Origin of the sequence: Streptomyces sp. NPDC058157 (assembly GCF_042884105.1) — a bacterium.
GTDB lineage: Bacteria > Actinomycetota > Actinomycetes > Streptomycetales > Streptomycetaceae > Streptomyces.
In genome coordinates this window covers 38,243-49,196 of sequence record NZ_JBHVUQ010000044.1, presented here as the reverse complement: position 1 = coordinate 49,196, position 10,954 = coordinate 38,243, and the positions used below count along the sequence as shown (strand labels likewise).

The 10,954-nt window shown below is 69.8% G+C and carries 10 protein-coding genes and 2 pseudogenes; 5 read left to right on the top strand and 7 right to left on the bottom strand.

Annotated features, from left to right (window positions below):
* The first annotated feature begins 106 nt into the window (after positions 1 to 106).
* Both ACFVXK_RS14150 and ACFVXK_RS14145 read left to right on the top strand, forming a co-directional pair.
* A complete protein-coding gene (locus tag ACFVXK_RS14150) occupies positions 107 to 1,081 on the top strand; it encodes a helicase associated domain-containing protein (protein WP_389611777.1) in 975 nt (324 codons plus the stop codon).
* A 1,099-nt stretch (positions 1,082 to 2,180) separates the two neighbouring features.
* Positions 2,181 to 3,377 carry an FAD-dependent monooxygenase gene (locus ACFVXK_RS14145; RefSeq protein ID WP_389611771.1) on the top strand — a complete coding sequence of 399 codons (1,197 nt, stop codon included), beginning with the start codon at positions 2,181 to 2,183 and terminating at the stop codon, positions 3,375 to 3,377.
* A gap of 86 nt (positions 3,378 to 3,463) precedes the next feature.
* On the opposite strand, the gene ACFVXK_RS14140 is transcribed toward ACFVXK_RS14145, so the two are convergent.
* From ACFVXK_RS14140 to ACFVXK_RS14125, 4 genes are all read right to left on the bottom strand, one after another.
* On the bottom strand, positions 3,464 to 3,880 hold the full coding sequence (locus ACFVXK_RS14140) for a DUF4259 domain-containing protein (protein ID WP_389611770.1): 417 nt from the start codon (positions 3,878 to 3,880) through the stop codon (positions 3,464 to 3,466).
* A 60-nt stretch (positions 3,881 to 3,940) separates the two neighbouring features.
* Positions 3,941 to 5,533 (bottom strand): ISL3 family transposase, encoded by a 1,593-nt coding sequence (locus ACFVXK_RS14135; protein WP_389611776.1) that lies wholly within the window; start codon positions 5,531 to 5,533, stop codon positions 3,941 to 3,943.
* A gap of 134 nt (positions 5,534 to 5,667) precedes the next feature.
* Entirely contained in the window at positions 5,668 to 5,931 is a 264-nt protein-coding gene (locus ACFVXK_RS14130; protein WP_389611769.1) for a hypothetical protein, read from the bottom strand.
* Positions 5,932 to 6,198: 267 nt separating this feature from the next.
* Positions 6,199 to 6,357 carry a hypothetical protein gene (locus tag ACFVXK_RS14125; protein WP_389611768.1) on the bottom strand — a complete coding sequence of 53 codons (159 nt, stop codon included), beginning with the start codon at positions 6,355 to 6,357 and terminating at the stop codon, positions 6,199 to 6,201.
* Positions 6,358 to 6,380: 23 nt separating this feature from the next.
* On the opposite strand from ACFVXK_RS14125, the pseudogene ACFVXK_RS14120 reads away from it, so the two are divergent.
* Positions 6,381 to 6,584, top strand: a pseudogene (locus ACFVXK_RS14120) (IS5/IS1182 family transposase); the annotation flags it as partial.
* A gap of 6 nt (positions 6,585 to 6,590) precedes the next feature.
* On the opposite strand, the gene ACFVXK_RS14115 reads toward ACFVXK_RS14120, so the two are convergent.
* The 3 genes from ACFVXK_RS14115 to ACFVXK_RS14105 are packed head-to-tail and all read right to left on the bottom strand — an operon-like array spanning position 6,591 to position 9,280.
* Positions 6,591 to 7,856, bottom strand: coding sequence for a multidrug effflux MFS transporter (locus tag ACFVXK_RS14115; protein ID WP_389611767.1), 1,266 nt, complete (start codon positions 7,854 to 7,856; stop codon positions 6,591 to 6,593).
* 3 nt (positions 7,857 to 7,859) lie between these two features.
* A complete protein-coding gene (locus ACFVXK_RS14110) occupies positions 7,860 to 8,504 on the bottom strand; it encodes an NAD(P)-dependent oxidoreductase (protein ID WP_389611766.1) in 645 nt (214 codons plus the stop codon).
* A 23-nt stretch (positions 8,505 to 8,527) separates the two neighbouring features.
* Entirely contained in the window at positions 8,528 to 9,280 is a 753-nt protein-coding gene (locus ACFVXK_RS14105) for an MBL fold metallo-hydrolase (RefSeq protein WP_389611765.1), read from the bottom strand.
* Positions 9,281 to 9,361: 81 nt separating this feature from the next.
* On the opposite strand from ACFVXK_RS14105, the gene ACFVXK_RS14100 reads away from it, so the two are divergent.
* Both ACFVXK_RS14100 and ACFVXK_RS14095 read left to right on the top strand, forming a co-directional pair.
* A complete protein-coding gene (locus ACFVXK_RS14100; protein ID WP_389611764.1) occupies positions 9,362 to 9,991 on the top strand; it encodes a winged helix-turn-helix transcriptional regulator in 630 nt (209 codons plus the stop codon).
* 73 nt (positions 9,992 to 10,064) lie between these two features.
* A pseudogene (locus ACFVXK_RS14095) lies at positions 10,065 to 10,634 on the top strand (helicase associated domain-containing protein); the annotation flags it as partial.
* Positions 10,635 to 10,954: the final 320 nt, after the last annotated feature.

Genomic DNA, 10,954 nt, shown 5'->3' with positions numbered 1-10,954 from the left:
TACTTCACCGATCACCCTGCTATCGCGATCGCGGGACTGCGGGGGTGTCAGCCGCCCAACTTGCTGAAGGCCCAGCAAAGCACTTCCCGGTCAGGAGGAGAACCGGCTGCTGCTCCGGTTCGCCGCTCCCCGGGATCCGGCGCTGATCGCGAAGTGGATCAGCTACCAGGTCTTCAACACCGAGCGGCAGAACTGGAGGAGGGGCGTCGAGGCCGCCTTCCGGTACCGCGAGCGCGAGGGCCACCTCCAGGTCCCCTACGACCACACCGAGGGCCCCTACCCGCTCGGCGGGTGGCTCTCGGACCAACGCAGGGCGTTCCGGGCCGGGGCGATGAGCGGGGAGCGGGCGGCCGAGCTGGAGGGGCTCGGGATCGTGTGGGACACCGCCGACGCCGCGTTCGAGAAGAACCTCGCCACCGCACGCGCCTACCACCGGCTGCACGGCACCCTCGCGGCCCCACGGGGCGCGGCGATCCTCGACATCGCCGTCGGGCAGTGGCTCACCAACGTCCGCCGGCCCGGCGGACTCGGGAAGGACCCGGTGCGCGCGGAGCGGCGGGCGGCGGCGCTGGCCGCGATCGATCCGGACTGGAACCCCTCGACGCTGGGGTGGACGGTGGACTGGCAACGGCACTACGCCTACCTCGCCCAGCTTCTGGACAAAGGCGTCCCTCTGAAGGCCATCGCCCCGGGGGTGACCCGGCACGGCGAGGACGTCGGACGGTGGCTGGCCACCCAACGACGGGACTGGAACCGGCTCAACGCCGAGCAGCAGACCCGGCTCGGCGCGCTCGGCATCGCCCCGGCACGGGTTGCACGGGCCCGGCAGGCGCCCGCGAAGACGAGCGCGACCACCAAGTCCGGGCGGGGTGCGGAAGCCTTCCACAAGGGCATCCAGGCCCTCGCGCAATACATCCAGCGGGAGGGCGGGATGCCGGGCAGGGCGCACGTCGAGCAGCTGCAGGACGGTCCGCATCGCACTGGGGTGTGGCTGGCCAACGCCCGCCAGCGCCGCGACCGTCTCGACGCCGGGCAACTGGCCGCACTCGCCGACCTCGGCGTGGAGTGGGCCGCCACCTGACCGTCCCGGGAGAGCAATCCTCCGAGCCCCGCCGAGAAGCCCTCACTGTCGCCAAAACGAGAGATTCACTGTCACCAAGGCGAGAGCCCACTGTCACCAAGGTGAGAAGCCGCTGACACGAAAGCGGTCTCCCCGACGAGCCGTACCGACGTGGGCAGCCCGCGATCACGGCCGACCCCACGAGACCGCGCACCGGACACCCCCACGAGACCGACCCGAGAACCCCTTCAAGCCCCCGGCATCCGCCGGGGGCTTCGTCGTGCCGCCCGAAGGAGACCCTCTTCGTGCCCACCTACGAGACCCTCCCCCCACTTCACCGCCGACCTGAACCGCCTCACCCCCGCCCAGCGCCGGCGCTTCACCCGCGTCGTCCAGGACGCCTTCGTCCCCGGCCTCTTCCGCCGCGGGCTGCGCGTCAAGGGCGTACGGGTCACCCCCGGCGTCTACGAACTCACCTGGGCCCCAACGGCCGCGCCACCTTCACCTACAGCCGCACACGCCACCACGGCCACCACATCAACCGGCGCCGCATCGGCAGCCACGACATCCCCCTACCAGCCCTGAACCCACCCCCGCCACCCAAGTCCTCGCGCCACCTGACCAGGCACGTTCCCATATACGGGACACGTCGATCACCACGGGCGGCACCATTCCCAGATCCGGGAACCCCGCCCCGGCGCAGCAGTGCCGGGTCGACGGCGTCCGGGCCCTTGAAAACGCTCAGGCGTCAAGACCGGCACCCGCCTTGCGAGCGGCATGCTTTCGTGGTCGACACCGGCGCGTGGATCTTCGGCAAGCGGTCCTGCTGCCGGCGGGAACGATTCTCCACGTGGGCAGGGAGAACAGGACGGTTCACGTGGACTGCACCAAGGGCTAGATCAAGGCATCTCCGGAGTTCCACTCCGACAACCACCTGCGCGAGCCTGACTACCGCCAGGAGATCGGCAAGTACGACGGCAGGAACTAGACGCATGTTTTATACATCTGTATTGCACAATTGTATAGGCGTGGGTTAGCGTGGGCACACGAGATCGGGGCCGCCACGACGAGCTCCGGGCCGTCCTGGCCCAGACCGTGGGCCGACGCCACAGGGGGAACCATGCAGCAGCAGACCGTCCTCATATCCGGAGCCAGCGTGGCCGGTGCCACCCTCGCCTACTGGCTTCTTCAGCACGGAATGACTCCCGTGGTGGTGGAGAAGGCCCCCGCCGTCCGGCCCGGCGGCTACAAGATCGATCTCCGCGGCGCCGCACTGAAGGTAGCCGACCGGATGGGCATCCTGGAGGAGGTTCGCCGCCATCGGACCGAGGTCCGAGAGGCCTCCGTCGTGAACGCACGGGGAAACCGGGTCAAAAGCATGGACGCCGACAGCTTCGGCGGCCGGGTCCACGGCGACGCGGAGATCATGCGCGGCGACCTCACCCGCATCCTGTACGACCTCACCAAGGACAAGGCCGAGTACCGCTTCGGGGACTCGATCGCCGAGCTGGAGCAGGGCCCCGACGGGGTCCGCGTCATTTTCGAGAGCGGCCGGACCGAGACCTTCGACCTGGTGGTCGGCGCCGACGGACTGCACTCCCGCACCCGGTCCCTGGCCTTCGGCCCCCAGGAGCGCTACGTCCGCGACCTGGGTTACCACGTGTCCATCTTCAGCGTCCCCAACCACCTCGGCCTCGACCGCGAGGAGTTGACGTACGTCGGCCCGGGCCGAACCGCCCTCGCCTACACCACCGCACACGACACCAGCGCCAAGGCGATGTTCCTGTGGTCCTCCCGCCCCCAGGACCACGGCGTCCGTGACACCGCCGAGCAGCAGCGGCTGCTGGCCGAGGCGTACCGCGGGGAGGGCTGGGAGGTACCGCGCTTCCTCGAGGCCCTGCCCGCCGCCCCCGACTTCTACTTCGACTCGCTCAGCCAGGTACACATGGACAGCTGGTCCACCGGCCGGGTGGGCCTGGTCGGCGATGCCGCGTACTGCGCCTCCCCCGCTTCGGGGCAGGGCACCAGCCTGGCCATGGTGGGCGCGTACGTCCTCGCCGGTGAACTCGCCACTGCGGGTGGCTCCGCGGAGGGTTTCGCGGGCTACGAGCGGGCCCTGCGGCCCTTTGCCGACGCCAACCAGAAACTCGGTCCCGCAAACGTCAAACGGATGGTGATGAACAGCCCCGCACAAGTACGGATCTCCATGCTGATGCTGCGCCTGCTCCAGCACCTGCCCGGCAAAGACCACATGATGGCCAAGGTCCTCGAACCCATCCAGCAGGCAGCCAACTCCATCGAGCTCAAGGCGTACTGAGCACACGGCGCCGACGTCGACCAGTGCCGACGGCCCCTTTTTTCAGGAGACCGGGTTCTGGCACGACTTCCGTGAAGCGGTCACGATTAGTGATCAGCGGGTGCTTCGAGTGCTTGTCGGATCTGTCGCACTTCCTGGCGCCACTGATCGGCCTCGGCGCTATCCACCCAGCCGGTTGCCATTTCTGATCCGTCCTGGAGAACCCGGTCCAGTGCGAGTCTCGCCGACGCGCGAAGGGAGGCTGGCAGTGTGGGCAGCGGTTCGCTGGGGCCGTCGTCCGGGTCGATCACGATGGGGCTGTCCGGGAGGGTGCTGGCCACGAGAGCGCCAGCGGCAACGGCTTCGGCCCCGTCTCCGCCGTCGACGCGTGCTCCCGAGTCGGTGACACGCTGGAATGCCCGCCCCAGCACGTCAATGACCTGCTGGTGGGTAAGTCCCGCAAGTTCATCGACGAAATCTGCGGCGAGATCGCTGTCGAACGGGCCGGTTCCCCACGTTCCCATGCATGGCTCCTGATACGGCTGTCTTGGACGAAGACATGGTTCCAGGAGCCACTGACATCGTCACGGGGCGAGGAGGACCCGCTTGCGGAGCAGTGCGAAGCCAGCGCGACCGAACATCTGGCGCTTGAGCATCTTGATCCGGTTGACGTGTCCTTCGACGACTCCGGAGTTCCAGGGCAGGGTCAGACCAGCGATCACTGCGCCGCGGTCTCGGTCGAGGCCGGCCGCGAGCGAGTGGAAACTGGGAAGGTCGTCCTGGCGGCCGGCGTCGAGCCACTGCGGGAGTCGTTCCCCCTGCCGCTCGGTGAGCATGTGGGCGAAGGCCCGGACGTGACCGGTCAGAGCGTCGAGTTCGGGGCAGTTGGTCAGGACGGCCTTGAGCCGGAGCTGTTCGATCTCGGTCAGCGTCTCAGGTCGGCTGAGGATCCATCGCGTCACCACGCGGGGTGTCGGCGGTTGCGCGGTGACCGGCCGTGGTGAGGTGCGCTTCTCTCGCAGGTAGGCGCTGACGCGGCCGTAGCTGCCTCGATAGCCCAAGGGAACGATCTCCTCCCAGAGCTTCCAGGCGTTGGTGCAACCCTCGTCCCAGCGTTGGTCCAGGTAGGGCTTGTACTCGTCGAGCACGGAGGTCCGGTTGAGCTGCCAGTGGCCGCGGAAGAGGTCCTCCGGCTTCGCAGCGTCGGCGAGGCTTTTGACGGTGCGGTGGGTCATCTGGAGCTGACGCCCGATGGAGCGGCGGCTGTGGCCGGCTTCCAGCAGCGCGTGGACCGTGGCGTGCCGGGCTCGGACGCGGTTGGCGAACCGCTCGCTCCGCCATGGAGAGTCCGCCTTCTCCTCGGGCGGCGCCAGCTCGTCGGCCTTCCCCTCGCGATCGGGGACCAGGACGCGAAGACACTGGCGGTGGCTGGCAACAGCCCGCTCAGCGGCCTGCCCGAGGTTGTGCCACAGATGCCAGCGGTCGGCGACCTGCGTCGCCTGGGGTGCCCCGGCTGTGGCGCCTTCCGCGAAGAACGGCGCACGGTCCCGGCAGACGATCTCGATCCCAGGCCGCTTCGCCAGCCATGCGGCCAGACTGGATGCTTCCCGGTCAGGCAGCAGATCCACCGGCCGACGGGTCTCGACGTCGATGAGCACCGTGCCGTAGACCCTTCCTTTGCGTGTGGCGTACTCATCAACACCAACCACCCGCGGGGCCGGGACTTCGGGTTCGGGCAATGCATCGAGCAGACGCAACACCGCGCTGCGGCTGATGGGCACCCCGAAGGCCCGTGCCATCCGGGCGCCAGCCCGGCCGGCGAGAGCGAGACCCACCGCGGCGAGAGTCGACCGCAACCGCTCCGTCCACCTGCTGTGCCGCCGGGTCAGTCCCGGCATCTGCTCAGCGAACGTCCGCCGAGCGCATGAAGACTCCGAACAGAAGAACCGCCGAACTCGCAGTTGGAGGACCACCAGACGTCCCCCACTCGGAACGTCCGCAGGAAACTGCAGGTAAGAGCTGTGCACCCGGGTCGACTCGCTCCTACAGTCCGGGCATGCCGCCCCGGCCGCCGTACTACAAACGTCGATGCGTATCGCCTCGTGACTCACGTCCAGCGACAGCACCGACACGTCCGCGATGGACGATAACAGCAGGCCCTCCAGACGGGGCGACATCTCTTCCACGACGCCGCACTGTCGACCACACCAAGATCGGCCCTGGTCATTTTCAGGCAACTTCCCCGATCTGATTGGAACACCAGCCGTTACTCAGCGTGCGCGCTTCACGGAAGTCGTGCCAGAACCCGTTCTCACGGACAGAGCCATTCCGGGCCGCGGGCGACGTCGGCCATGCGGGCCGCGAGCAAGGGCCAGGCCCGGGTGGAGACCAGCAGGGCCGTGTCCCGCTCGGAGCCGATGTTCTTCTTCCCGATCGTCACCAGCCGGCCGTTCGCCGCCGGAGAGACGCCGAGCCGCTCAAGGGCGGCCGGCCGGTCGGAGAGGTCCAGGTCGTTCGGGACGGTAAGGCCCTCGGTCAGCGGACCCCACACCGAGCGGGCATCCGCACCCACCACCACCGGGCTCCCGGGCCGGGGCCGGGCAGGAGCAGGAGCAGAGGCGGATTCCGGCGCGGCGGGCAGGGCAGGGCGCGGGCCGGGCGGCGGGAACCCCGCCCGCGGCCACGCATCCAGCCCCCCTACACGCACGCCACCGGACCCATCCGAGGAACGACAAGAACCTGCACCACGCCGACGACATCCTTGACCCCACCCACACAGGTCAGGCCACCGCAAACAGGTGAACCTCCCTGCCGCCAACCAGTGAAGAAACCGCGACGCACATCAGGCGGCGGCTTCGAAGTCGCCGCGGAGGAATTGCGGGCGGGCCTTGCCTTCGAGCACGGGGACCGTCTGGATGTCGAGGCGCTGGACGGCCTGGACCCAGAGCAGTCCACGGTCTAGGGCTTGGTGGCCTTGTCGGCTGATGACGAAGGCGCCCACCGAGTCCTGGTCTGGGTTCCAGACGATTCAGGCCCAAGCTGTCCCGGCGGCAGAAGGGCGTCAACCGCGCCCGCGCGAAAATCCGCGCTCGCGGCGGACGAGCCGTCGCTACCCTCAAAGCCTGGAGAATCCTGGTCAAGCTGCGCTGCTGCCCGCGCCGAGCCACCGCAATCGTGCAGGCCATCCTCGTCCTGCACCACGTCGAGTCACCGCGTTACAAAGGATGAAACGGCTCACTGGATGCCGGCTCGTCTGCGAACGATGTGCCGGCGCGGTCGCCGGTGCCCGGCACGTCCTTGGCGAGCCGGCCTGCGAGTGCGCTCACCGGGCATCGACTGGGTGAGGACGCCGAGTGTGAGCAGAGCGAGCGCCGGCAGCACGGCGACGATGATTCCCATCGGCAAGGCGTCGGTGGCGCCGCCCGCGCCGGCCAGCGGAGCAAGTGCCCCGCCGATCATGAACTGGCTGAAGCCGAGCAGAGCGGCTGCCGACCCGGCGTGTCCGCCATGGTCGGCCAGGGCTTGGGCCGCGGCGTTCGGCATGACCAGGCCCACGCTGGAGACCAGGACGAACAGGCCGGTCAGGAGCACGGGCAAGGGTGCCCGTGTCAGCACCGCGCCCAGGACCGTGGTGCCACCGGCTGTCGCGCCCAGCAGGCCGGCGAGCAGCAGCACGCGGGCGCCGACCCGGGCCACCAGCCGGCCGCTGATCTGGGCGGCCGCAATGAGTCCGGCGGCGTTGACGGCGAACACGGCGCTGTACTGCTGCGGTGACAGGCCGTGAATTTCCTGCAGGACGAACGGCGAGCCGGAGATGTAGGCGAACATCGCCGCGAAGACCAGGCCGTTGGCCAGGACGTACCCGGTGAAGACCCGGTCGCTGAGCAGCTGCCCGAAGACAGCCGGCAGCGGCCGGCGTGACGCGGAGGACCGGGTCTGCGGCAGTGCTGCGGCGGAGGCAGCCAGCATCACGGCGCCGAGTACGGCCAGGCTCACGAAGATCCCCGGCCAGGCCGTGACGCGCAGTAGCTGGCCGCCGAGGACCGGCGCGAACACCGGCGCCAGGCCGGTGATCAAGGTCAGTGCGGAGAAGAGACGTGCGGTGCGGGTTCCGGAGGTACGGTCGCGGACCATGGCGTTGGCGATGACGATGCCGAACGCCCCGCCGATGCCCTGGACCAGGCGCAGGCCGATGAGGGTCCGGACGTCGGGCGCCACCGCGCAGAGCGCGCTGGCGATCGTGTAGAGCGCGAGGCCCGCCAGCAACGGACGCCGCCGGCCGTAGGTGTCGCTCAGCGGCCCGGCGATCAGCTGCCCGATGGCCAGCCCGGCCAGGCAGGCGGTGATGGTCAGCTGGGTGGCCGCGGCGCTGGCGCGCAGGTCGCCGGCGAGGTCCGGCAGTCCGGGCAGGTAGCCGTCGATGGACAGTGGCCCCAGGGCCACGAGCGCTGCGAGCAGGACGATGAATCGGGTCTGTCGGCCGGCGGCGTCGTTGCTCATGGCTCAGTACGCCACGGTGATGCGGCGGCGGATCGCGGTACCGCTCTCGATCGTGTCGGCCAAGGCGATCGCGTAGTCGGCGTACGAGATGCGACTGTTGCCGTCGTCGTCGGTGAGCAGGGTGTCCCCGGCGCTGCGGTAGGCCCCGGTCCGCTCGCCCGCTGCGATGACCGCGGCGGGCGACACGTACGTCCAGTCGAGGTCGTGGACGCCGCGGTAGAAGTCGAGCGCTTCGGACTGGGCCTCGGCGTTCGCCTTCCACAGCGCGGGGAAGTCCGGGTCGTCCATGACCCGGGCGCCGGTCGGCGTGCGCAGGCTGCCGGCACCGCCGATGGTGACCAGGCGGGTGACGCCGGCTCGGCGGAGTCCGTCGATCAGCGCACGGGCGGCACCGACGATCGTGGCGCGGTCGTCCTCCTGGCCGATCCGGGGGCCGACGGCCGACAGTACGGCGTCGTGGGAGGCGGCGAGGCCGGCGACCGCGGCGGCGTCCGTGACGTCACCGGTGGTCACGGTCAGGGCCTTGTGCCCCAGTCCGTCGACGTGGCCGGCTCGGGTGACCGCGGTGACGGTGTGACCGCGACGCAGTAGTTCCTCGGTGGTGGGCCGGCCGATGTTGCCGCTGGCACCGAACAGGACGATCTTCATGTGTTGCTCCTTGTTTCTGATGGTCACAGGACGGGCCGGCCGTCGGCGACGATGGCCGCGGTGATGCCGCGCGCGTCGGCGGCGTGCTGGAAGCGCTGCTCGATGTCGGGTTGCTCGGTGTAGAACGGCGGGTTGTGGAACAGGCCGTAGTGCATGGCGCAGACGGTGCCGGCGCCGAGTGCGACGGCAGCCTCGACGCCCTGCTCGGGGGTCATGGTCGCCGGGACGTTGGCCGCGTAGCCCTCGAAGTGGGCGATGACGCCGTTGACCGGGACGAACGCGACGTCGAACGGGCCGTGGTCGCGGGCGATCTGCCACCAGCTGCCGTGCCACTGGGTGTCGCCGCAGTGGATGATCCGCCGACCGGCGCCTTCGACGACCCAGGCGACCTGGTCACAGTCGTTGCCGCGCCAGTCCAGCGAGGTCACCGGGGTGACGGTCAGCTCTCCGATGCGGCGTGACCGGCCCAGGTCCTGGGCGACGGGGGTGATGCCCACCTCGTGCAGCGCCGCTGCGCTCGGGGTGTGGCAGCCGATCGTGCCGGTGGCCGCGATCCGGGCGATCAGGTCGTGGTCGTAGTGGTCGGGGTGCAGGTGGGTGATGAGGGCGTGGGTGCCGGGCGGGGCATCGACCGGGTCGACCGGCCGGTGCGGCGGCCCCATCACCGGCGCCAGCGGAGCGACGTTCTCGAGCGGGTCGATCAGCAGGCGGGTGTCGCCGAGACGGATCTCGACGCCGGCCCAGGCCAGCCGACGCACGGAAAGGGTGGGAGTCATGGGCAGCGACGCTAGACCGACTTTGTTGAGAAAGTCAACAAGCGAGTTCTGAATCTCAACACCACGATGTAGGATGGTGGCATGCGCACCTACGGGCAGTACTGCGGCATCGCGAAAACACTGGACACCGTCGGCGACCGATGGACCCTGCTGATCGTCCGTGAACTGTTCGCCCTGGGTCCGTGCCGGCACACCGACCTGCGCAACGGGCTGCCCGGGATCGCCAGCAACCTGCTGGTCGACCGGCTCCGCGAACTGGAGGAAGCCGGCCTGATCCACCGCGAGGCCGCCCCGCCGCCGGTGGCCACCACCCTGTTCTCCCTCACCGAGCGTGGCCGCGAGCTGGAGCCGGTGCTGCGGGAGCTGAGCCGGTGGGGCATGCCGCTGTTGCGTGAGCCGGGCGGCAGCGACACCTTCCGCACCCACTGGCTGGACATGCCTGCCCGGGCACTGACCGACCACCACCCCGACCAGCCGGCAATCGCCCTGCAACTGCACGCCGACGGCAACGAAGACCTGGTAATCGAAGTCAAGGACGGCTCGGTGCACACACACGCAGGCCGGGTCGACCACCCCACCGCGTCACTGACCGGACCGCCGCACCTGCTCGCCGCGACCCTGCTCGGCGACCTCGATCTGAGCGCCGCAGTACAGCAAGGCCTGCGGCTCAGTGGCGAACACGAGGCAATACTGCGCATCCTGCCCCGCTGATCGTCCGGCCGCTCGCGAGACTGCGACCTCAAGCTCTACCGAGTCTGCGCCGGTCTCAAAAACGGTCCATTGAAACGGGCTGGGGAAGGACGAGGACACCGCCACGACCCGGGCCGCGCAGCTCACCGCGATCGACAAGGACTGGAACTGCCCCTGGCCACTCGGCTGGCAGCGGCACCACCGCGTCCTGGCCGACCTGGTCGACGCCGACGGACAGCTGCCCGACATCGCCCCCGGCGTCCTGCGGGACGGCGACGACATCGGACGGTGGCTCCAACAGCAGAAGCAGCCGGCCACCTGGGCCCGACTGCTGCCCGAGCAGCAGGCCCGGCTGACCGTGCTGGGCGTACAGCCCGACCAAGCGCCCTCTCCCTCCCCGGCGGCCAGCCGCAGGGCCAAGGGGCCGAGCAAGGCGCAGCAGGCGTTCCAGCGGGGCCTGGCAGCCCTCACGCAGTGGGTGGAGCGGAAAGGCGCCCACCGGCCGGTCCCCAGGGCCCACGGCGAGGAGATCGCGGTCGAGGGCGAAGCAGAGCCGGTGATCGTGAAGCTCGGCGTGTGGGTCACCAACACCAAGAGCCGACGCAACAAGCTCACCGCCGACCAACACGACGCCCTCGCCAAGCTGGGCGTCGACTGGGCCTGACGGGCTGCCCGGCTCGTCGTTGAGCTGAGAGGTCAGCGAAGTGAAGGCCCCGGGGCGTCGTGACCCCCGGGGCCTTCGATCGTGTGCATGGGTTGTGCGGCAAGGCGCAGCCGGCGTGGCTACCGGGCTCCCGCCAGGCCCTGCTTGTGCAGGGCAACCCGTCGTCCAGTCTTCCCATCGGGACTGGCACCTGCGGGGGTACCTTGGGGCGTGCCGGGGTGTGGCGGGTGGGTGACCCGGCGACCGGTACGGCCATGTCAGCGGGCACAGCCAATGCGCGGCGTCGAGCAGGGGCCCGTATTCGCGCCACCACTCACTTC

Coding starts and splice junctions, on each gene's coding strand:
- ACFVXK_RS14110 (WP_389611766.1), bottom strand. CDS start 8,504: ATGAAGATCGTCCTGTTCGGTGCCAGCGGCAACATCGGCCGGCCCACC.
- ACFVXK_RS14140 (WP_389611770.1), bottom strand. CDS start 3,880: ATGGGAACGTGGGGAACCGGCCCGTTCGACAGCGATCTCGCCGCAGAT.
- ACFVXK_RS14105 (WP_389611765.1), bottom strand. CDS start 9,280: ATGACTCCCACCCTTTCCGTGCGTCGGCTGGCCTGGGCCGGCGTCGAG.
- ACFVXK_RS14145 (WP_389611771.1), top strand. CDS start 2,181: ATGCAGCAGCAGACCGTCCTCATATCCGGAGCCAGCGTGGCCGGTGCC.
- ACFVXK_RS14115 (WP_389611767.1), bottom strand. CDS start 7,856: ATGAGCAACGACGCCGCCGGCCGACAGACCCGATTCATCGTCCTGCTC.
- ACFVXK_RS14100 (WP_389611764.1), top strand. CDS start 9,362: ATGCGCACCTACGGGCAGTACTGCGGCATCGCGAAAACACTGGACACC.
- ACFVXK_RS14135 (WP_389611776.1), bottom strand. CDS start 5,533: ATGTCGCCCCGTCTGGAGGGCCTGCTGTTATCGTCCATCGCGGACGTG.